Below are 20,762 nucleotides of genomic sequence, written 5' to 3'. Positions count from 1 at the left end.
GCTATAAGAGTCATTATGTGACTCTTATTTTTACGAGGAGGAGCTCTTTTGATCTCAAAGGAAGTAGCGCATTATATTGAGCAGTTTTTTCCTGAACGGGATGAGCAAATAAAAGAGATGGAGCGTTACGCAGAGGAGCATCGCGTTCCAATTATGGATATTGCCGGAATCGAAACAATGTTGCAATTGTTGAAAATTGCTAAACCAAAGCAAATTTTGGAAATCGGCACTGCAATTGGTTATTCTGCCATTCGTATGGCAAAAGCGCTTCCTGATGCGAATATCGTTACGATTGAACGTGATCGCGAGCGGTATGAACGCGCGCTTTTTTATATCGACAAAACGGGGACAAGCGGGCAAATTCGCGTGATTTTCGGCGATGCGCTGGACGTATGCGGCGATGTCGCAAAATACGCCCCGTTTGATGTCATTTTTATCGACGCAGCCAAAGGACAATATCAGCGCTTTTTTCAAATGTATGAGCCATTGTTGAAGGAAAGCGGCATCATTATTACAGATAACGTATTGTTTAAAGGGCTTGTCGCAACGGAAGAACCGATTGAAAATAAGCGGATTCGCCAGTTAGTGTCGAAAATTCGCCGCTACAATGAATGGTTGATTGGCCGTCTAGATTACGAAACGGTCATTCTTCCGATCGGCGATGGGATCGCCATATCACGAAAACGAGGTGAAAAACGATGAAAAAACCGGAACTGTTAGTAACGCCGACGAGCGTTTCCCATATCCATGATTTAGCCAATGCTGGCGCGGACGCGGTCATCATCGGCCAGCAGCGCTACGGCCTGCGCTTGGCTGGGGAATTTTCCCGCGCGGATGTCAAAGAGGCGGTCAACATAGTGCGTCAATATGGCATGAAAGTATATGTTGCGATGAACGCGATTTTCCACAACGATAAAGTGGACGAACTTGGCGATTATATAACGTTTCTCGCTGATACAGGCGTGGATGCGATCGTCTTTGGCGATCCAGCCGTTTTAATGACTGTACGCGAGGTGGCGCCGCATATGAAATTGCATTGGAACCCGGAAACGACAGCGACAAACTGGTATACGTGCAATTATTGGGGTCGGAAAGGTGCGAAGCGCGCTGTCCTCGCTAGGGAATTAAATATGGAGGCGATTTTAGAAATTAAAGAGCACGCCGAAGTAGAAATCGAAGTGCAAGTGCATGGGATGACTTGCATGTATCAATCGAAACGCTCTTTAATTGGAAACTATTTTGAATATCAAGGAAAAGTAATGGAAATCGAACGGAAAAAATATGAAAAAGGCATGTTTCTGTACGATAAAGAGCGCGACAGTAAATATCCGATTTTCGAAGATGAAAACGGCACGCATATTATGAGCCCGAACGATATTTGCATCATCGATGAGCTAAGCGAGATGGTGGACGCCGGCATCGATAGCTTCAAAATTGACGGTGTATTGCACGAGCCTGGCTATATTACGGAAGTGACGAAACTATACCGCCGCGCCATTGATTTATGTGCCGAAAACCGCGAGCAATACGAGAAAGAAAAGGATGAGCTGCTAGCGAAAATCGAAGCGATCCAACCGAAGCATCGCCCGTTGGATACCGGATTTTTCTTTAAGGAAACGGTTTATTAATACAGCGAGAAAAGGAGGAGCAGTTGGATGCTGTTAAAAAACGATAAAATTTCCGAGATCATTAACGGCAAGCGCGTCATCGTGAAAAAGCCCGAACTTCTCGCTCCAGCCGGCAACTTAGAAAAATTAAAAATCGCCGTGCATTACGGGGCGGATGCGGTATTTCTCGGCGGACAAGAATATAGCTTGCGCGCCAACGCCGACAATTTTACGCTCGAGGAAATTGCGGAAGGAGTGCGCTTTGCGAATCAATATGGCGCAAAAGTATATGTGACGGCCAACATTTATGCGCATAACGAAAACATTCCCGGGCTCGAAGAATATTTGCGCGCACTAGAACAAGCGGGAGTTCACGGCATTATTGTCGCCGATCCGCTTATTATCGAAACGGCGCGCCGGGTGGCGCCAAAATTAGAGGTGCATTTAAGCACTCAGCAGTCAATGGCGAACTGGAAAGCGGTTCAATTTTGGAAAGAAGAAGGGTTGGAACGCGTCGTGCTTGCGCGCGAAACGAGTGCGGAGGAAATTCGCGAAATTAAAGAAAAAGTCGATATTGAAATTGAAGCGTTTATCCATGGCGCGATGTGTTCCGCATATTCCGGCCGCTGCGTATTAAGCAACCATATGACAGCGCGCGATTCCAACCGCGGGGGATGCTGTCAATCATGCCGCTGGGATTACGATTTATATCAATTAAAAGGGGACAAAGAAATACCGTTGTTTGATGAAAACGATGCGCCGTTTGCGATGAGCGCGAAAGATTTGAACTTAATTCGCGCGATTCCAACCATGATTGAATTAGGCATCGACAGCCTAAAAATCGAAGGACGGATGAAATCGATCCATTATGTCGCAACAGTAGTGAGCGTCTATCGCAAAGTGATCGACGCTTATTGCGCCGATCCAGACAATTTCACCATTCGCGAAGAGTGGATCAAAGAGCTCGATAAATGCGCCAACCGCGACACCGCCCCATCTTTCTTTACGGGAATGCCGGGCTATCAAGATCATATGTACGGTTCTCATAGCCGAAAAACGACGCACGAATTTGCCGGTCTTGTGCTCGATTATGATAAAGAAACGAAAATGGTCACATTGCAGCAACGCAACTTTTTTAAACCGGGCGATGAAGTGGAATTTTTCGGACCAGAAATTGAAAATTTCACACAAGTAGTGGAGAAAATTTGGGACGAAGATGGGAACGAATTAGATGCGGCACGCCATCCATTGCAAATTGTCAAGTTTAAAGTGGAGCGCGAAGTCTTCCCATACAACATGATGAGAAAGGGGATCTGACATGGGGAAGAAGCCTGTTGTCATCGGCGTTGCCGGCGGATCCGGCTCGGGAAAAACGAGCGTGGCAAGGGCGATTTACGAGCATTTTGGCGGCCACTCGATTTTAGTGCTCGAGCAAGACTTTTACTATAAAGATCAAAGCCATCTGCCGTTTGAAGAGCGGCTGCGGACGAATTATGACCATCCGCTTGCGTTTGATAATGATTTGTTGATTGAACATCTTCATAAATTATTGCGGTATGAGCCGATCGAAAAACCGGTTTATGATTACAAACTTCATACGAGATCGGACAAAGTGATTCACGTTGAGCCAAAAGATGTTATTATTGTAGAAGGGATACTTGTATTAGAGGATGAACGGCTGCGCAACTTAATGGATATTAAAGTATATGTGGATACCGATGCCGACATTCGCATTATCCGCCGCTTGCTCCGCGACATTAATGAGCGCGGCCGCACGCTGGAGTCGGTGATCGAGCAGTACGTTTCCGTCGTTCGCCCCATGCACAATCAATTTGTGGAGCCGACGAAGCGTTACGCAGACATCATTATTCCAGAAGGCGGCCAAAATCATGTCGCCATTGATTTAATGGTTACAAAAATTCGTACAATTCTTGAACAAAAATCGATTTTATAATAACATAAACGAAACAATATAAATAAATATAACAAGTAAACGTACGACAACTTTCCTCGTTGTTCGTACGTTTTACATACCATAATGAAAATAAGAAGGAAAAATATATAGAGGAGTGAGCATGATGGCAAACGAAAAGCAATATCCGATGACAAAAGAAGGGAAAGAGAAACTGGAACAAGAACTCGAATATTTAAAAACAGTGAAGCGAAAAGAAGTAGTAGAACGCATTAAAATCGCGCGCGGATTTGGCGACTTATCGGAAAACTCCGAGTACGACGCAGCAAAAGACGAACAAGCATTTGTCGAAGCGCGCATCCAAACGCTTGAAAACATGATTCGCAACGCGATTATTATCGAAGAAGACACGGAAAATCCAGATGTTGTTTCGCTAGGAAAATCCGTTACGTTTATTGAACTTCCAGATGGGGAAGAAGAAACGTATACGATTGTCGGAAGCGCGGAAGCCGATCCATTTGAAGGGAAAATTTCCAATGACTCCCCAATTGCGAAATCGCTTCTCGGCAGAAGAGTCGGGGAAGAAGTTACAGTGCAAACGCCAGGAGGCGAAATGCTTGTAAAAATTGTCGCGGTAAAATAGGTTTTAAAATAAAACACCTCGTCGAAAATGAAGATGAGGTGTTTTTTTATGTGGAAAAAACGAGCAATAGTTATGCTTTCGATGATCCAAATCGGAATTTTTTTTCTTATCGCCCGGCTTATTCAAGTTCAGCTCATTAGCACAGAGTCGTTTTCTAAACAAAACGTCAACTTAATCGAAGCAAGCGTGGCGCAACGGACGCAAGAGATGGTCATTGACGACGGGAGGGGAACGTTTATTGATCGGCACGGGAAGCCGCTGACGAAAGAATATACTCCCTCGCTTATTTTGTTCCCATTTTTAAAGGCGATGGAGTGGCCCGTCGAAAAAGTGGCAAAAATCCTCGACATTTCTCCTCAGAGCATTATCGATCAGCTGGAAAAAGCAAAAGAACCGTTTATTTTTGCGGCAAACGGCGCACCATTTGTCTTAACAGAAAAACAAATGGAAAAAATTAACCAGCTGCGTATTCCGGGAGTATTCGCTGTAAAAAAACAGCGTCCGCTAGAGAGGACATATGCGCCGCATTTAATCGGCTTTACGCGCGAAGACGCCCGCCTTTTGCGCTCCCGCTATCCGAAGCGGCCTCTTTCGCCCCATGTTGAAGTAGGAATTCATGGGTTGCAAAAGGCGTTTGACGAATTTTTAATTCCCGAAGGGGAGACGAAGCTGTTGTATCATGTTGACGCAGAAGGAGGTCCTTTATTTGGAATTAACGTGAAGTATAGCGATCCCGGCAATCCGTTTTATCCCGTTTCCGTAAAAACGACGATCGACCGCGATTTGCAGCAAATCGCGGAAACGGTTGTGCAAAAGCACCGCTTGAAAAAAGGCGGCATCGTTTTGCTGGATATCAAGACGAATAGTGTGCTTGCCATGGTTAGCCGTCCCGATATGGATCCGCGCAATCCTTATAAAAATCGTGGCGCGGAAAACCAAATGATTTTGCCGCAAATCCCCGGTTCAATCTTTAAAACGGTTGTTGCGGCGGCAGCGCTGGAAACAGGAATCGCTTCCGAACAAACAACGTTTGATTGCAGCAAAAAAATAGACGGGGTGACGCCCGATGACGTTCATTCTTACGGAATGCTAGAATTTGCCGAAAGTTTCGCCGCAAGCTGCAACAACGCTTTTGCAACACTCGGAAAAAAGCTCGTTCAACACGATCCAGACATTCTTGAAATATACGCAAAAAAGCTTGGGTTGTACCCGCTTTCAGGATGGCAAGGTGACGTATATCATGAAGAAAATTTTAAGCAATTTCCAGAAGAACGAAAGGGAACGATCTGGCACGATGACAATGATAAGCGCATACCGCTTGCGGTGGCGCAAACGTCGATCGGGCAAAAAGATGTGCGCGTATCGCCGCTGGCGGTTGCCAATATGATGGCAACGATTGCGCGAAACGGCGAGGCAAAGCAAGTGAGGGCGGTAAGTAAAATTTTATATAAAAACGGCGCCGTCTTTTTTACGTTTCCGGAACAGCCGTTTTCTGACGAAGAGCCAATTTCCTCTGCCACTGCTAGAACACTGCAGCGATTATTGCGGAAAGTCGTTACCGATGAACACGGCACAGGACGCCAATTTCAATCTCTTCCATATGAAGTGGCCGGAAAATCGGGCACGGCGGAAACCGGAAAAATGTTCCATAACAAAGAACTAATCAATAAATGGTTTGCCGGCTATTTTCCTGCCAATGCGCCGCGATACGCGCTCGTTGTCGTAGAATTAGAAAGCATAGGTTCGCAGGCGGTGGCAAACGATGTGTTTTATGATCTCGTTCAAAAAATATATGAATTTGACGATCGGGACAGAAATTAGCGATAGCGACGAAACAGTTTATTAGGGAAGGATCGTCATGATACAATAAAAACAATGATACGAAGGAGGGACGAAACGGTTGGCAACAGAAATGGGACCGCGCTTTGCGCAGCGGGCAAAGCGCCGAAAAATCAATCGCATTCTCAATGCAGCGATTGCCGTAGTCGTTTTGCTTATTATCGTCGTCGCGTGGAATTTGTTTTCCGACAGCGACCGATCGAACGAGCAAACAGCAAAGCCGCAACCAAAAACAGAAGTCAAAAAAGATCGTAGCGAAGCGAAAGTAGAAGTAGAGATTAATCAAAAACGAGCGGAAGATGAGAAAAGCGAACAAACGGATCAGGAAGAAGCGAGCGAAGAAGAGCAAGAAGTGATCGAAACGCCGGGGCCACCTGGATCGAATATAGAAAAAGAAATTGTCAATCCCGCATGGCAACCGATTGGCACCACCCAATCTGAACCTCACGTCACTCAGTTTAAGAAAGATTCCGTTGATTGGAAGGAAATGTTAGATGCCGTCAGTTATGCAACCGGTCTTTCCCAATCCGATATGATCGTCTGGTTTATCGGAAACAATGGGCCGAACAAAGCTGTCGCGACGATCTCTACAAAAGATAAAGCGCAATATTACAAAGTATATATTGAATGGGTGGAAAACCAAGGATGGAAGCCGACGAAAGTGCAGCAATTAAGAAAATAAGCGGATTTCCTTTTCCTAGGAAATCCGCTTTATTTTTTCGCTTTAAAGTGAACGACCGCGCTGTAAAACCGTTTCCCGTTTTCCGCAACATGCATTTGGTGGGAAACATGGTGAACGTGAAGCAAAAGCGCTTTATTATGTTCAATTTGTTCATTAATTTTTTTCTCTAATGTTTGCAAATCATCCGCTTCAAAAAATTCGATTTTATCTTCAATCAGATCAAGGGAAATATTCATATCTGTCTTCCTCCTTTCACCGCCAAGTGTAGCAAATTTCCACAACGTAAAACAATGGTTTTCGTTGAAGAAAAGAAAAACTTATGATACATTGAGAACAGATTTGAAATAAAAATCATAGTATATATATAGGAATTATAAAAATTATGGAGCGTGGACATCATGGGCAGAGAATTTCTTGATTTGTTTGAAGCATGGGCAGATTCTTATGATCAATCTGTCGGGGGATATGATGAAGAATATCGCGACGTGTTTGCGAATTATGAAGATATTTTAAATACAGTTGCTAGCAAAGCGAAAAGCGTTGTGCTTGAGTTTGGTGTCGGAACGGGAAATTTAACGAAAAAGTTGCTGGAGCAAGGAAAAACGGTATATGGCATTGAACCATCGGAACCGATGCGGAAAAAAGCGCATGAAAAGCTTGGAGACAAAGTATCGATTGTCGATGGAGATTTTTTGCAATTTTCCCTTCCGCCAGAACCGGTTGACACCATTGTCAGCACTTATGCGTTTCATCATCTCACCGATCGGGAAAAACAGGAAGCAATCGCCAAGTATGGCAAGCTATTAAATAAAGGTGATAAAATAGTGTTTGCTGATACGGTGTTTCGCGATCGCCAAACATTTCAGCACGCGGTAGAAGAGGCAAGGGAGCGCGGATTTCATCATTTGGCGGATGACCTAGAACGCGAGTATTATACGACGCTGGATGTGTTGACAAAACTGTTTGAAGAAAATGGCTTTACCGTCACGTTTACGCAAAAGAATGTGTTTGTATGGGTGATGGAAGCAGTAAAACAGTAAAAATAGAAAGAGGGAGACAAATGAAAATAGCGATTATCGGGGCAATGGAAGAAGAAGTGGCGATTTTGCGCGACAAAATCGAGGAGCGTGAAGAAACGATCATCGCCAATTGCGAGTTTTCATCAGGGCGATTAAACGGTGCCGACGTCATTTTATTAAAATCAGGAATCGGCAAAGTAAACGCAGCGATGGCAACGGCGATTTTGTTGGAGCGATTCCGTCCGAATTATGTCATTAACACCGGTTCAGCGGGTGGTTTTTTATCTACGTTAAATGTCGGGGATGTCGTCATTTCCAACGAAGTCGTACATCATGATGTCGATGTGACGGCGTTTGGCTATGAATACGGCCAAGTTCCGGGGATGCCGGCGCGTTATAAAGCGGACGAAACATTAGTAAAGATCGCCGAACAAAACGCGAAACAAATCAAGGATATTCAAGTAGTAAAAGGGCTTATTGCGACCGGCGATTCGTTTATGAACGATCCGGCGCGCGTGGAATTTGTGCGCAGCAAGTTTCCAGAGTTATGCGCGGCGGAAATGGAAGCGGCAGCGATTGCCCAAGTATGCACACAGTTTGCTGTTCCGTTTGTCATCATTCGGGCGTTATCGGATATTGCTGGAAAAGAATCCGACGTATCCTTTGAGCAATTTTTAGATACCGCCGCCAAACATTCTGCCGATTTAGTATTGTCGATGGTGTCTTCGCTACAAAAATAATCGAGGAAGGGATTCCCTTCCTCGTTCTATGCTCGAAAGAATGGAGTGACGGTATGAAAGTAGCAAAAAGTGTCCATGACTTGATTGGTCATACGCCAGTTGTAGAGATTACCCGATTTCCGCTGCCAAAAGGTGTCCGCGTATTTGCGAAATTGGAATATTTCAACCCGGGAGGAAGCATTAAAGACCGGCTTGGCCAAGAATTGTTGCGTGACGCATTAGAAACAGGAAAATTAAAGGAAGGCGGAACGATCATTGAGCCGACGGCGGGAAACACCGGAATCGGGCTGGCGCTGGCGGCGATCGGCAAAAACGTTAAAGTCATTTTTTGTGTTCCGGAAAAATTCAGCGTGGAAAAGCAACAACTGATGAAAGCGCTAGGAGCAACAATTGTCCACACGCCGACGAGCGAAGGAATGCAAGGAGCGATTCGCAAGGCGCAAGAGCTCGCCCGCGAAATCCCCAACTCGTATTGCCCGCAGCAATTCGCCAATCCTACCAATCCAAGAACATATTATAAGACGCTTGGCCCGGAACTGTGGGATGACCTTGACGGACAAATCGACATCTTTGTCGCCGGAGCTGGTTCAGGCGGAACGTTTATGGGAACGGCGACGTTTTTAAAGGAAAAAAATCCGAACATTAAAACAGTCATTGTCGAGCCAGAAGGGTCGATTTTAAACGGCGGAGAGCCGGGGCCGCATAAAACAGAAGGAATCGGCATGGAATTTTTGCCGGATTATATGGATCCGAGCTATTTTGATGCGATTCATACCGTTAGCGATGAAGCTGCGTTTAGGCGGGTGAAAGAACTTGCTGAAAAAGAAGGACTGCTTGTCGGGAGCTCTTCCGGCGCCGCGTTTCATGCCGTGTTGCTTGAAGCAAAAAAGGCAAAGCCGGGAACGAATATCGTCGTCATTTTTCCGGACAGCAGCGAACGCTATTTAAGCAAAAAAATTTATGAAGGTGGGATATGATGATGAGACGAAAAACGAAGCTGATTCACGGCGGCGTTCCGGGAGATCCGCATACGGGAGCGGTTTCTGTTCCGATTTATCAAGTTAGCACGTACAAACAAGAAGGAGTCGGCGGTCATAAAGGCTTTGAATATTCGCGGACAGGCAATCCAACCCGCCATGCGTTAGAAGAGCTGATCAAAGATTTAGAAGAAGGATATGCCGGTTTTGCGTTCGCCTCGGGAATGGCGGCGATTACGGCGGTCATGATGCTGTTTAACAGCGGCGACCATGTCATTTTAACGGACGACGTATATGGCGGCACGTATCGCGTCATGACGAAAGTGCTAAACCGCTTGGGGATTGAACCGACTTTTGTGGATACAAGCGATCTTTCCAACATCGAAAAACATATTCGGCCGAATACGAAGGCGCTTTACATTGAGACGCCGACAAATCCGCTCTTAAAAATTACTGACATTCAAGCAGCTTCCGCTATCGCCAAAAAACATGGCTTGCTGACAATCGTCGACAACACGTTCAGCACCCCGTATTGGCAAACGCCGATTGCTCTTGGCGCCGACATCGTTGTCCATAGCGCGACGAAATATTTAGGCGGCCATAGCGATGTTGTTGCTGGTTTAGCAGTTGTCAATTCGGAAGAATTAGCAGAAAGGCTGCATTTTCTGCAAAATTCGACCGGAGGAATTCTCGGCCCGCAAGACTCATGGCTGCTTATGCGCGGCATCAAAACGCTTGGCGTGCGCATGGAGGAGCATGAAGAAAACACGAGAAAAATCGTCGAGTTTTTAGCAAGCCATCCGGCGGTTCAAAACGTGTATTATCCGGGATTGGAATCACACCCTAACTATGAAATTGCCAAAAAACAAATGCGCGGATTTGGCGGCATGGTCTCTTTTGATGTCGGAAGCGCGGAGAAAGCCGAGCGAGTGTTAAACCGCGTCCGCTATTTTACGCTCGCGGAAAGCTTGGGGGCAGTCGAAAGTTTAATCTCGCTGCCGGCGAAAATGACGCACGCGTCCATTCCGAAAGAGCGCCGCGAGCAATTAGGCATTACCGATGGTCTGATCCGCGTTTCTGTCGGATTGGAAGATGTCGAAGATTTAATCGAAGATTTGGCGCAAGCGTTGCATGGTTAAAATTACATCCCCACATTTTCTATCTCATATGGTACAGTGGAGGATGGAAAGTGGGGGATACGATGGAACGGCAAAAGCGATTGTGGAAGGAAAAAGCAGACGATTATAAAACGTTTGCCGGTGTGTTGCTGGCGTTAAGCGTTTTTTTGTACATTGGCACGCTTCTTCCTACGATTGCGCCGGAGAAAAAGGCGTATTTGCTTTGTCTTATTGTGATATTGTTAATCGGCTCATTTTCCTTTTTTCATCGGGCGATCCAATATATCCGCTTATTGCGGGAAACAGATGAATAAACCTGCCTTTTCTTGCTGACAAGGCAGGTTTTTTGTTTTTTATGAAAAAGCGATTTACGAGAGCGCGGGGCATTTTGCTTATTAGTGGATGAATTTCATAAATTGTTCAAAACCGCACGAAGAAACCGCTTGTTCTCCCGTGTAAAATAAAGAATAGAAAGAATGATAAGGGAGGAATTAAGGGATGTTCGCCATCGTGATGGGGATTGTGATTACTGCATCGATAGCGTTGATCATAACGGCGGAAGTAAGCGTGGAAGCACAAAATTAATTGCGGTCAAATAAAAAGCGGAATATGCCGAAAACGGGACAGTCATTCGCGATTGTCCCGTTTTTGCTACATTTATCTCCGTTTTTCTTTTTCATTCCGATAAAACTCATGAAACATTTTCATCAATGCGCGCTTTTCGATGCGTGATACATAGCTTCTGGAGATGCCAAGCTCTTTCGCGATCTCTCGCTGCGTTTTTTCCTGTTGCATATCGAGGCCGAAGCGGCTAATAATCACTTCTTTTTCCCGCTCATCCAAGACGTCGATATATTTTTTCACTTGCTCCAATTCCATATTAAGTTGAATTTCGTCAACAATATCGTTCCCTTCCGATTTCAGGACGTCGATTAGGCTGATTTCGTTCCCTTCCTTATCTTGCCCGATCGGCTCGTGCAAGGAGACGTCTTTTCGCGTTTTTTTTAATGAACGCAAATGCATCAGTATTTCATTTTCGATACAGCGAGCCGCGTATGTCGCTAATTTTGTTCCTTTGCTGGACGAATAGCTTTCGATTGCTTTAATGAGACCGATGGTGCCGATCGAGATTAAATCTTCCACATCTTCGCCCGTATTTTCGAACTTTTTGACAATATGGGCAACGAGCCGTAAATTATGTTCAATTAAAATATTGCGAGCTTGTTCATCTCCTTTCGCCATAAGCTGTAAATATTTTTCTTCTTCTTTGGCGCTTAACGGTTGGGGAAATGCGTTGTTTTTAATGTATGATACTAAAAACATTAATTCTTTAATAAGAAAAGTCAATGCAGATAAAATGCCGGACATTTTGTCACCCCCACCCTTTATTGTTTTAGGCAGTTGCCTATTATTTATGTATATGATGAAGCGGGGTTGTACGTGTTTGGACAAAAAAAAAAGAAAGTGTCGTATGTAAATATATGAATATTCTTGACATACGGACGTTTATAATAGTAGAATAATTTTGTCATTTTTTGTCTAAAAATGTCTTAAAAAGGAGGCGAGTAAATGAAAAAAATCGGATTAGCTTGGCAAATTTTTATCGGTCTCGTTCTCGGGATTATCGTGGGAGCCATTTTTTATGGAAATCCGAAGGTTGCTACTTATTTACAACCAATTGGAGATATTTTCCTACGTTTGATAAAAATGATAGTTATTCCGATTGTTGTTTCTAGCCTTATCGTCGGAGTCGCCAATGTTGGAGACTTGAAAAAGCTTGGCAAACTAGGCGGTAAAACGTTTATTTATTTCGAAATTATTACAACGTTTGCGATTGTCGTCGGCTTATTGGCGGCGAATGTGTTTCAGCCAGGGGCCGGCGTTAATATGAAATCATTAGAAAAAACGGATATTCAAAGCTATATTGATACAACAAACGAAGTGCAGCATCATTCGATGATTGAAACGGTTGTCAATATTGTTCCGAAAAACTTTTTTGAATCGTTATCAACCGGAAACATGTTGCCGATCATCTTCTTCTCCGTGATGTTCGGTTTAGGAGTAGCGGCGATTGGCGACAAAGGAAAACCGGTGCTTCAGTTTTTCCAAGGTGCAGCGGAAGCGATGTTTTACGTGACAAACCAAATTATGAAATTTGCGCCGCTTGGTGTGTTTGCGCTGATCGGTGTAACGGTTTCGAAATTTGGGGTGGAATCGCTTATTCCGCTCAGCAAGCTCGTCATTGTTGTTTACGGAACGATGATCTTCTTTATTATCGTAGTACTTGGCGGTGTTGCCAAACTTATAGGTATAAATATATTCCATATTATAAAGATTTTAAAAGATGAATTAATCCTTGCCTATAGTACAGCAAGTTCAGAAACGGTTCTTCCGAAAATTATGGAGAAAATGGAGAAATTCGGCTGTCCGAAATCGATTACGTCATTTGTCATTCCGACAGGTTATTCTTTCAACTTAGACGGGTCTACGTTATATCAGGCGTTGGCTGCCATTTTTATCGCGCAGTTATATGGTATTGATATGCCGGTTTCTCAACAAATTTCCTTGTTGCTTGTGTTGATGGTGACTTCAAAAGGAATCGCCGGAGTGCCGGGTGTATCGTTTGTTGTGCTGCTTGCGACATTAGGCACGGTTGGAATTCCGGTAGAGGGATTGGCGTTTATCGCGGGCATTGACCGCATTTTAGATATGGCGCGTACAGCGGTGAACGTTATTGGCAACTCGCTAGCAGCGGTCATTATGTCAAAATGGGAAGGTCAATACAATGAAGAAAAAGGAAGAAAGTATATAGAAGAGTTGCAACAAAGCGCGTAAATGGCGAAAAAGCTGTCCATCGGAAGGGGCAGCTTTTTTCTTCTAGAAACTTATTTTTTTCTTTAACGTAGTATAGTATAATTTTGTTGCTGAATAGGCTGGACGGATGGATGATTAGCGATATTTAGGAGGAGAAAAATGCACGAGTTAGTTCAAAATATTTTTGCGTTTTTAGTGGATTTAGGTTATATCGGCATTGCTTTGGCGTTAATGATCGAGATTATTCCGAGCGAAATTGTGCTAGCTTATGCGGGATATTTAGTGTCTAGGGAAGAAATATCGTTTGTCGGGGCTGTTATAGCTGGAACCATTGGCGGAACGATTGCACAGTTGTTTTTATATTGGATGGGATATTATGGAGGGAGACCGTTTCTTGATAAATACGGCAAATATTTATTGATTAAAAAGAAACATCTTGATTTATCGGAGCAATGGTTTAACAAATACGGCCCTGGCGTCATTTTTACCGCGCGCTTTATTCCGGTTGTGCGCCATGCTATTTCCATTCCAGCTGGTATTGCTAAAATGTCGTGGAAAAAATTTACCTTTTATACAACGTGTGCGATTATTCCATGGTCGATTTTCTTTATTTTTTTAGGAGAACGGTTAGGGAGCCACTGGCAAGAAATTGATGAAATTGCCCGCCCTTATTTGCGGCCGGTGATCATCGCTGCAGTTGTCGTTACCGTCATTTACATTGCGGTGCAAATTTATCGCCGAAAACGGCGATGATCGCTCTGAAAAGAAGAGCCGTTCTTGTTTCTGTAATTAGATTACTGATCGCTTTTTCCATGTTTGCTTCGTTTTCTGTTGCTTATTGTTCTAGCATTGCCTTTAAAAAGCAAGGATTAATAATGAATAAAAGGCTGGAAATAAACACCAGCCTTTTTACTTTTAGAGAAGCGAGAATGATGGTTAAGATGAACTGCCATTGTTTTCTCTCTGTGAAGCTTGAGTATTTGGCAAAATTAAAATTTCAACGCGCCGGTTTTTCATTCTTCCTTCAGGAGTATTATTTGATGCCACCGGTTTAAATTCCCCATATCCTTTCGCACTAAACAACCGCGGATCGAGTTTAGGATTTTCTAATAACAATTTCATAAAATTTACAGCACGCATGACGCTTAGCTCCCAGTTGGAGGCAAATTGCGAATTGTGAATCGGCACATTATCGGTGTGTCCGCTAATAATAATGTTGCGCGGCGGATTCATGGCAAGTAGCTGGGAAATTTCTTTTGCCAGCTGCCGATCTTTTGGCCGCACTTCTGCACTTCCTGAATCAAACAAAATATCGTTCAATATCGTTATCGCCAAACCTTCTTCTGTTAAAGATGTTTGCAGTTTTCCGTTTAAATGTTCTTTCGCAATATACGTATCGATTTTTTCTTGCATTTCACTCAATTCTTCTTTATCTTGTTTGTCTAGCGCTTTTTTATCGTTATTTTGTTGCTTTGGCTGCGAAGGTTGATGTTCTTCGATTGGCTGTTCAAAATCGAGGACGCCTGTTCCGCCGGTTAATGCTGCATTAAAGGAATTGGCGATTTGCGCGAATTTTTTTTGGTCAATTTGGCTGCTGGCAAACAACACGATAAAAAGCGCCAGCAATAATGTTAATAAATCGGAATACGGAATCAGCCATGATTCGTTAATATGCTCGTCTTGCTTTTTCTTTTTTTTCTTATTCATTTCCTTTTTCTCCCTGATCTATAATTTTATTGCGCTCGGTTCCCGGAAGATAGGAAGCAAGTTTTTGTTCGATCGCCCGCGGTGCTTGTCCTTCTAAAATGGAAAGGACTCCTTCAATCATGACTTGCCGTATTTTTGCTTCTTCTTTTGATTTGCGTCTTAATTTGTTGGCAAATGGATGCCATAACACATATCCCGTGAAAATCCCTAATAACGTTGCGACGAACGCGGCGCTAATCGCTTGGCCGATTTCACTGATGTTGTCCATATTGCTTAATGCAGAAATCAGTCCGAGGACTGCGCCAAGCACTCCAAGCGTTGGCGCGTATGTACCTGCTTGCGAAAAAATGGCGGCGTTCGCTTCATGGCGCTCTTCCATCGCTTCAATTTCTTCTGTCATGACATCGCGAATAAAATCTTGCGTTTGCCCGTCAATTGCCATGCTTAAGCCATTTCGCAAAAATGGATCGTCAATTTCGTCTAATTTTGCCTCCAGCGCAAGCAATCCTTCGCGCCGAGCAATATTCGCCCAATCGACGAACATTGGGATTAATTCTTCGATGGTTGGGATGTTTTGTTCTTTAAAAAGCACGCCGAACAGTTTCGGTACTTTTTTAATTTCGCGAGTAGGAAAAGCGACGGTGACAGAAGCGATAGTTCCAACGATAATAATTAAGATTGCCGCAGGGTTTATCAATACGTTAGGGTTGACACCTTTAAGGTACATGCCGACACCTACAGCGATAATGCCAAGAATAATTCCGATAATTGATGTTTTGTCCAAATGAAATCCCCCCGTCAAATCTTGAACATTATTTCATTATTATTGGTGCTTTATAATTAATTCACATTTATCATATAATTAATAGCAAAGATTGAAAAGAGAAAATGGTATGACTGGAAAATAAAAAAAAGGCTGCCCAATCCGCCATCGCTGTTTTTGGAAAGGACAGCCTTCCTATTGTTTTATATTTTTTTCAATTTAAACGTTTCGACCATCAAAAATGACAATGTGATCATAAGAAAAATAAAAAATTGCGGGGGAAAATAATGGATCGTTAAATAGCTTAATGTTAATAGCACTCCTGCAGCTGTAATGGGAAGTCCCGAAAAATAACCGTTGTTTTCTGTAATGTTAAAGCGGGCAAGGCGAAACGCACCGCAGCCAATATACAAAATCGTAAAAAACGCGCCCGGCGCGCCAAATTCATGCAATAAGCTTTGATATATTAACAGCGCGGGAGCTACTCCAAATGAGATAATGTCGCTCATCGAGTCCAATTGTTTTCCGAGTTCTGACTCAATATTTAGTTTCCGGGCGACAGCCCCATCAAAGCGATCGACGAATGCTGCTAAAAAAATAAGAAGCAAGCTGATATGAAGCTGCTCTTTTAACGTCGTTAAGACAGAAAAACCGCCTAGCGATAAATTTGTCAATGTTAAAATGTTTGCCGTGTTTGCCTTTAATTTTTTTAGCGTGTAATCTAAATAATCCGATAAAAACATTTTTCTCCACACTCCTTTTTCGCTCTGAAAACGAGGAAGGCAAAATCTACTACAATAATTATACTCATTTTATTTATAATATGAAAAGTAGTAAAAAACATGATCGCCATAAACTGGAGGGAATATTTTTGCTAAAGTGGTTGTACCGTCTTATGATTGAACTAACGAATCATTCCCTTTCGTCAAAAATGATTGCCATTTTTACGAAGTCCCGCTTAAGCGCGTTGCTTATTCCATCGTATGCAAAAATTTACGGGATCAATCAAGAGGAAATGGAAAAAAACTTAAAAAATTATAAAACGTTGCAACAGCTATTTATTCGCAAGCTAAAAGAGGGAACAAGGCCGATTGATCCAACGCAAAACAGCGTTATTAGCCCTGTTGATGGGATTATTGAAGACATCGGCGTGATCCGCGAAAACAGCGAAATCGTCGTGAAGGGCAAGACGTATTCGATTGTGGAGATGCTTGGAAGCGCCGAGGAGGCAAAGAAATATTTAAACGGATTATTTGTTATTTTGTATTTAAGCCCAAGCCATTATCATCGCATTCATAGCCCAATATCTGGGGTTGTGCAAAAGCAATGGACGCTTGGAAAAAAATCGTACCCTGTCAACCGCCTTGGTTTAAAATATGGGAAACGACCATTATCGAAAAACTACCGCACGATTACAGAAGTGGTGGCAAACGGAAAGCATATCGCGATTGTGAAAATTGGGGCGATGTTTGTCAATAGCATTGAACTTACCCATGCGAGTAAGCATCTTATTAAAGGACAAGAAATTGCCTACTTTTCTTTTGGCTCCACCGTCGTTTTATTGTTTGAAAAGAACAGCATTGAAATTGATGAACGAATCGTTGCACCGATGGGAGTGAAGGTGGGGGAAAGAATTGGCTATTTAAAATAAAAAAAGCCCTAAGGCCAAATTATGAGGAAAGCTTAATTTTATGTCCTAATGCACGGCGGTGAATTTCTCGTTCGATTAACTCAATGAATTCGGGGCTTAATTTCAACTCTTTTGCTTTGTAATATGATTCGATCAATAATTCATCAGATAGATGCTTCATGCTGAAAACCTCCTTCAGCAATGGAATAGGATTTGCGATCAATACATATAATGGTAAGTTACTTTAACTGTACCATGATTTGTGATATAGAACAACCGTTCTGTTATCCACAACCACTAGTGGATAACATGTGGAAAAAATGTTTATAACATTGTAGAATTATGATTACGCGCCTGTGAATAATGTGGGTAAAATTTATCCACAGTTTTGTAGATAACGGTTTTTGTCGAAAAAAATTTATAATCAAAGTTTGTTTTGAAAGACTGGCGAAAATTATGTATGATGGTTAAAGGCAAGAAAAGGACGCGGAGGCAGTGGGGAAAAGGTAAGGTGATGAATGTGCTTCATTATTTTTTGCCAAGTCAATTTGCGAAACGTGTGCTGGACATTACTCCTAGTTCGCTAAAGGAAAAGGGAATTAAAGGGGTCATTACCGACTTAGATAATACGCTTGTTGAGTGGGATCGTTCAAGCGCCACTCCGGAACTAATCGAGTGGCTAGAGAATATGAAACAAGAGGGCATTAAGGTGATGATCGTATCCAATAATAATAAAAAACGGGTGCAATCTTTTGCCGAACCGCTCGGCATCCCGTTTATTTTTGAAGCGCGAAAGCCGTTAACAAGCGCTTTTCAAAAGGCGTTGTCAATGATGCAATTAAGCAAGGACGAAGTGGTTGTCATCGGTGATCAATTGTTGACAGATGTGTTTGGCGGAAATCGGATGGGCTTAAATACTATTTTGGTTGTTCCGGTGGCGCAGACGGATGGACTTTGGACCCGCCTGAATCGAAAGATGGAACGGAAAATTTTAAATATGATGCGGAAAAAAGGAATGCTTTATTGGGAGGAATGATAGTGGAACAACAAATTCGTTGCATTGGCTGTGGTGCGATTATTCAATCGGAAGATGAAACAAAACCCGGCTATGCGCCAAAAAGCGTTTTAGAAAAAGAAGAAGTGATTTGTCAGCGCTGCTTCCGACTAAAGCACTATAACGAAGTGCAAGATGTGGAACTGACAGATGATGACTTTTTAAAAATTTTGCACAGCATTGGCCAGTCGGAAGCGCTTGTCGTAAAAATCGTCGATATTTTTGACTTCAATGGAAGCTGGCTTCCCGGGTTACATCGGTTTGTCGCGAACAACCCGATTTTGCTCGTTGGCAATAAAGTAGACTTGCTTCCAAAGTCAGTGAAATACCCGAAGCTCATCCATTGGATGAAACAATCGGCAAACGACCTCGGCCTGAAGCCGGTTGACATATGTTTAGTGAGCGCTGTCAAAGGAATCGGAATGGCAAAAGTCATGGAGGCGATCGAAAAGCATCGGCTTGGAAAAAACGTCTATGTCGTTGGTTGCACGAATGTCGGAAAATCTACGTTTATTAATCGCATCATTCAAGAAGCGACGGGGAAAGGAAATGTGATTACGACGTCCTATTTTCCGGGAACGACGCTAGATATTATCGAAATCCCGTTAGATGACGGAGCCGTGCTTTATGATACGCCGGGAATTATTAATCGTCATCAAATGGCGCATTTTGTCGATAAAAAAGATTTAAAAATCATCACGCCGAAGCGGGAAATCCATCCGAAAGTATATCAGCTGAATGAACGGCAGACGTTGTTTTTTGGAGGACTCGCCCGGCTTGATTATATAAAAGGAGGGCGCCGGTCTTTTGTATGTTATTTCTCCAATGAACTGCCGATTCACCGAACGAAGCTGGAAAAGGCGGACTCGTTATACGCAAAGCAGCTTGGCGAACTTCTGTCACCACCAAGCAAACATTATATCGATCAATTTCCGCCATTAGTGGCGCATACGTTCACCATAAAAGAAAGAAAAACAGATATTGTGTTTTCCGGTCTTGGTTGGATAACATGCAATGAGCCGGGGGCGCAAGTCGTTGCGTATGCACCAAAAGGAGTCGACATTTTATTAAGAAAATCGTTAATTTAAATAATACGGGGGAGAGAGAACGGTGGAAAAAGTATATGCCTTATTTGGTTGTCCGGTTCATCATTCGCTATCGCCGCTGATGCATAATGATGCGTTTCAAAATATGAACATTGCCGCTCGCTATCACGCATTTCATGTGGAACCGGAGCATTTAAAGGACGCCATCAGCGGGGTGAGAGCGCTTGGTATTTCAGGGTTAAATGTGACGATTCCTCATAAAACGACGGTAATGCCGTTGCTTGATGACATCGATCCAGCTGCGCGCCGCATTGGAGCTGTCAACACGATCGTGAATGAAAATGGCCGATTGGTCGGCTATAATACAGATGGTCCCGGCTATGTCCGGGCGCTAGAAGAGGAAGTAAACGTCAATATAAAGGAAAAGCGCATTTTAGTGATTGGAGCCGGCGGAGCGGCAAGAGGCATTTATTTCTCTCTTGCCGATAGAGGTGCCAAACAAATCGATATTTGCAACCGAACGGTATCGAAAGCAAAACAGCTTATCGATGAATGCGATGCCGCTGTTTCTTCGGCTGCTTATTCGCTAAATGAAGCGGAAGCGCGTTTAGGAGATTATGATATTCTCATTAATACGACGTCTGTCGGAATGTATCCTCACATGGAGGAAATGCCGATTTCCCTTAAAAATATGAAAGAAGGAACGATCGTGTCCGATATTATTTATAATCCATTCGAAACGAAATGGTTAAAAGAAGCGCGAAAAAGAAACGCGATCGTTCAAAACGGAGTCGGCATGTTTGTATATCAAGGGGCGTTGGCCTTTGAAAAATGGACAGGAATATTTCCAGATGTCCAGCGCATGAAAAAAATAGTGATCGAACAGCTTAGGAGGTAACATATGTTAACAGGAAAACAAAAACGTTTTTTGCGGGCGAAAGCGCATCATTTGAAGCCGATTTTCCAAGTCGGAAAAGGCGGAGTGAGCGAAAATATGATTAAGCAAATTGCCGACGCGCTCGAAGCGCGCGAACTTATTAAAGTAAGCGTGCTGCAAAACTGCGAGGAAGACCGCCATGTCGTTGCCGAGCAGCTTGCGCAGGGCGCGGGTGCGGAACTTGTACAAGTAATTGGGAATACGATTGTATTGTATAAAGAGTCAAAGGAAAACAAGCAAATTATACTGCCGCGCTAAACGGCAAAGTTGCGCA

At 43.3% G+C, this 20,762-nt stretch carries 25 protein-coding genes; 19 read left to right on the top strand and 6 right to left on the bottom strand.

The genetic code is table 11. From position 1 onward, the window contains the following. Positions 1 to 48: 48 nt before the first annotated feature. The 7 genes from BM278_RS00580 (at position 49) to BM278_RS00550 (ending at position 6,683) form a co-directional block, all read left to right on the top strand. Complete coding sequence (locus BM278_RS00580; protein ID WP_090947475.1) at positions 49 to 702, top strand: O-methyltransferase; 654 nt, start codon at positions 49 to 51, stop codon at positions 700 to 702. Further along, a complete protein-coding gene (locus tag BM278_RS00575) occupies positions 699 to 1,628 on the top strand; it encodes a peptidase U32 family protein (protein WP_090947474.1) in 930 nt (309 codons plus the stop codon). Before BM278_RS00580 ends, BM278_RS00575 begins: the two co-directional genes overlap by 4 nt. Before the next feature lie 27 nt (positions 1,629 to 1,655). Next, a complete protein-coding gene (locus BM278_RS00570; RefSeq protein ID WP_090947473.1) occupies positions 1,656 to 2,924 on the top strand; it encodes a peptidase U32 family protein in 1,269 nt (422 codons plus the stop codon). A 1-nt stretch (position 2,925) separates the two neighbouring features. Next, a complete protein-coding gene (gene udk / locus BM278_RS00565) occupies positions 2,926 to 3,561 on the top strand; it encodes a uridine kinase (RefSeq protein WP_090947472.1) in 636 nt (211 codons plus the stop codon). Between the two features lie 124 nt (positions 3,562 to 3,685). Continuing rightward, positions 3,686 to 4,162 (top strand): transcription elongation factor GreA, encoded by a 477-nt coding sequence (greA, locus tag BM278_RS00560; RefSeq protein WP_003248973.1) that lies wholly within the window; start codon positions 3,686 to 3,688, stop codon positions 4,160 to 4,162. A 48-nt stretch (positions 4,163 to 4,210) separates the two neighbouring features. Beyond that, positions 4,211 to 5,983: a peptidoglycan D,D-transpeptidase FtsI family protein gene (locus BM278_RS00555; protein WP_090947471.1), complete on the top strand. Its 1,773-nt coding sequence runs from the start codon at positions 4,211 to 4,213 to the stop codon at positions 5,981 to 5,983. A 91-nt stretch (positions 5,984 to 6,074) separates the two neighbouring features. Further along, entirely contained in the window at positions 6,075 to 6,683 is a 609-nt protein-coding gene (locus BM278_RS00550) for a YrrS family protein (RefSeq protein ID WP_167359563.1), read from the top strand. Between the two features lie 29 nt (positions 6,684 to 6,712). On the opposite strand, the gene BM278_RS00545 is transcribed toward BM278_RS00550, so the two are convergent. Continuing rightward, on the bottom strand, positions 6,713 to 6,919 hold the full coding sequence (locus tag BM278_RS00545) for a YrzA family protein (protein ID WP_013400339.1): 207 nt from the start codon (positions 6,917 to 6,919) through the stop codon (positions 6,713 to 6,715). 162 nt (positions 6,920 to 7,081) lie between these two features. Here BM278_RS00545 and BM278_RS00540 point away from each other — a divergent pair, with 162 nt between their 5' ends. Genes BM278_RS00540 through BM278_RS00520 form a run of 5 tightly spaced genes read left to right on the top strand, consistent with a single transcriptional unit; the run spans position 7,082 to position 10,851 of the window. After that, the gene (locus BM278_RS00540; RefSeq protein ID WP_090947469.1) at positions 7,082 to 7,723 is read left to right on the top strand and encodes a class I SAM-dependent methyltransferase; all 642 of its coding nucleotides are present in this window, start codon (positions 7,082 to 7,084) and stop codon (positions 7,721 to 7,723) included. 20 nt (positions 7,724 to 7,743) lie between these two features. Then, on the top strand, positions 7,744 to 8,442 hold the full coding sequence (mtnN, locus tag BM278_RS00535; protein WP_090947468.1) for a 5'-methylthioadenosine/S-adenosylhomocysteine nucleosidase: 699 nt from the start codon (positions 7,744 to 7,746) through the stop codon (positions 8,440 to 8,442). A gap of 53 nt (positions 8,443 to 8,495) precedes the next feature. Next, positions 8,496 to 9,419, top strand: coding sequence for a PLP-dependent cysteine synthase family protein (locus BM278_RS00530; protein ID WP_090947467.1), 924 nt, complete (start codon positions 8,496 to 8,498; stop codon positions 9,417 to 9,419). A gap of 2 nt (positions 9,420 to 9,421) precedes the next feature. Further along, a complete protein-coding gene (locus BM278_RS00525; RefSeq protein ID WP_090947742.1) occupies positions 9,422 to 10,558 on the top strand; it encodes a bifunctional cystathionine gamma-lyase/homocysteine desulfhydrase in 1,137 nt (378 codons plus the stop codon). 50 nt (positions 10,559 to 10,608) lie between these two features. After that, on the top strand, positions 10,609 to 10,851 hold the full coding sequence (locus BM278_RS00520; RefSeq protein ID WP_244151061.1) for a YrhC family protein: 243 nt from the start codon (positions 10,609 to 10,611) through the stop codon (positions 10,849 to 10,851). 343 nt (positions 10,852 to 11,194) lie between these two features. Here the strand turns inward: BM278_RS00520 and sigK are convergent, their stop codons facing one another. Further along, positions 11,195 to 11,905, bottom strand: a complete 711-nt coding sequence (sigK, locus tag BM278_RS00515; RefSeq protein WP_090947466.1) for an RNA polymerase sporulation sigma factor SigK — start codon at positions 11,903 to 11,905, stop codon at positions 11,195 to 11,197. Between the two features lie 201 nt (positions 11,906 to 12,106). Between sigK and BM278_RS00510 the strand changes: the two genes are divergently transcribed. Both BM278_RS00510 and uptA read left to right on the top strand, forming a co-directional pair. Beyond that, positions 12,107 to 13,372: a cation:dicarboxylate symporter family transporter gene (locus BM278_RS00510; RefSeq protein ID WP_090947465.1), complete on the top strand. Its 1,266-nt coding sequence runs from the start codon at positions 12,107 to 12,109 to the stop codon at positions 13,370 to 13,372. 138 nt (positions 13,373 to 13,510) lie between these two features. Continuing rightward, the gene (gene uptA, locus BM278_RS00505) at positions 13,511 to 14,104 is read left to right on the top strand and encodes an undecaprenyl phosphate transporter UptA (RefSeq protein WP_090947464.1); all 594 of its coding nucleotides are present in this window, start codon (positions 13,511 to 13,513) and stop codon (positions 14,102 to 14,104) included. Between the two features lie 183 nt (positions 14,105 to 14,287). Here uptA and motB read toward each other — a convergent pair whose 3' ends face one another. The 3 genes from motB to pssA form a co-directional block, all read right to left on the bottom strand. Then, a complete protein-coding gene (gene motB / locus BM278_RS00500) occupies positions 14,288 to 15,058 on the bottom strand; it encodes a flagellar motor protein MotB (protein WP_090947463.1) in 771 nt (256 codons plus the stop codon). Continuing rightward, entirely contained in the window at positions 15,051 to 15,842 is a 792-nt protein-coding gene (gene motA / locus BM278_RS00495; protein WP_090947462.1) for a flagellar motor stator protein MotA, read from the bottom strand. The genes motB and motA overlap by 8 nt, the downstream gene beginning before the upstream one ends. A gap of 182 nt (positions 15,843 to 16,024) precedes the next feature. Next, on the bottom strand, positions 16,025 to 16,564 hold the full coding sequence (gene pssA, locus BM278_RS00490; RefSeq protein ID WP_090947461.1) for a CDP-diacylglycerol--serine O-phosphatidyltransferase: 540 nt from the start codon (positions 16,562 to 16,564) through the stop codon (positions 16,025 to 16,027). A gap of 128 nt (positions 16,565 to 16,692) precedes the next feature. On the opposite strand from pssA, the gene BM278_RS00485 reads away from it, so the two are divergent. Further along, on the top strand, positions 16,693 to 17,472 hold the full coding sequence (locus BM278_RS00485) for a phosphatidylserine decarboxylase (protein WP_090947460.1): 780 nt from the start codon (positions 16,693 to 16,695) through the stop codon (positions 17,470 to 17,472). Between the two features lie 19 nt (positions 17,473 to 17,491). Here the strand turns inward: BM278_RS00485 and BM278_RS00480 are convergent, their stop codons facing one another. Continuing rightward, positions 17,492 to 17,632, bottom strand: coding sequence for a sporulation histidine kinase inhibitor Sda (locus tag BM278_RS00480; RefSeq protein ID WP_090947459.1), 141 nt, complete (start codon positions 17,630 to 17,632; stop codon positions 17,492 to 17,494). Between the two features lie 339 nt (positions 17,633 to 17,971). On the opposite strand from BM278_RS00480, the gene BM278_RS00475 reads away from it, so the two are divergent. The 4 genes from BM278_RS00475 to yhbY are packed head-to-tail and all read left to right on the top strand — an operon-like array spanning position 17,972 to position 20,746. Then, the gene (locus BM278_RS00475) at positions 17,972 to 18,487 is read left to right on the top strand and encodes a YqeG family HAD IIIA-type phosphatase (protein ID WP_090947740.1); all 516 of its coding nucleotides are present in this window, start codon (positions 17,972 to 17,974) and stop codon (positions 18,485 to 18,487) included. Further along, on the top strand, positions 18,484 to 19,593 hold the full coding sequence (gene yqeH, locus BM278_RS00470) for a ribosome biogenesis GTPase YqeH (RefSeq protein WP_425272952.1): 1,110 nt from the start codon (positions 18,484 to 18,486) through the stop codon (positions 19,591 to 19,593). The genes BM278_RS00475 and yqeH overlap by 4 nt, the downstream gene beginning before the upstream one ends. Positions 19,594 to 19,615: 22 nt before the next feature. Further along, positions 19,616 to 20,449, top strand: a complete 834-nt coding sequence (gene aroE / locus BM278_RS00465; RefSeq protein WP_090947457.1) for a shikimate dehydrogenase — start codon at positions 19,616 to 19,618, stop codon at positions 20,447 to 20,449. A 3-nt stretch (positions 20,450 to 20,452) separates the two neighbouring features. After that, on the top strand, positions 20,453 to 20,746 hold the full coding sequence (gene yhbY, locus BM278_RS00460) for a ribosome assembly RNA-binding protein YhbY (RefSeq protein ID WP_090947456.1): 294 nt from the start codon (positions 20,453 to 20,455) through the stop codon (positions 20,744 to 20,746). Positions 20,747 to 20,762 lie beyond the last annotated feature (16 nt).

Source organism: Parageobacillus thermantarcticus (genome assembly GCF_900111865.1).
In the GTDB taxonomy this organism is placed as follows: domain Bacteria; phylum Bacillota; class Bacilli; order Bacillales; family Anoxybacillaceae; genus Parageobacillus; species Parageobacillus thermantarcticus.
The sequence above is the reverse complement of the archived record's forward strand: the minus strand, read 5'-3'. Positions and strand labels throughout refer to the sequence as shown.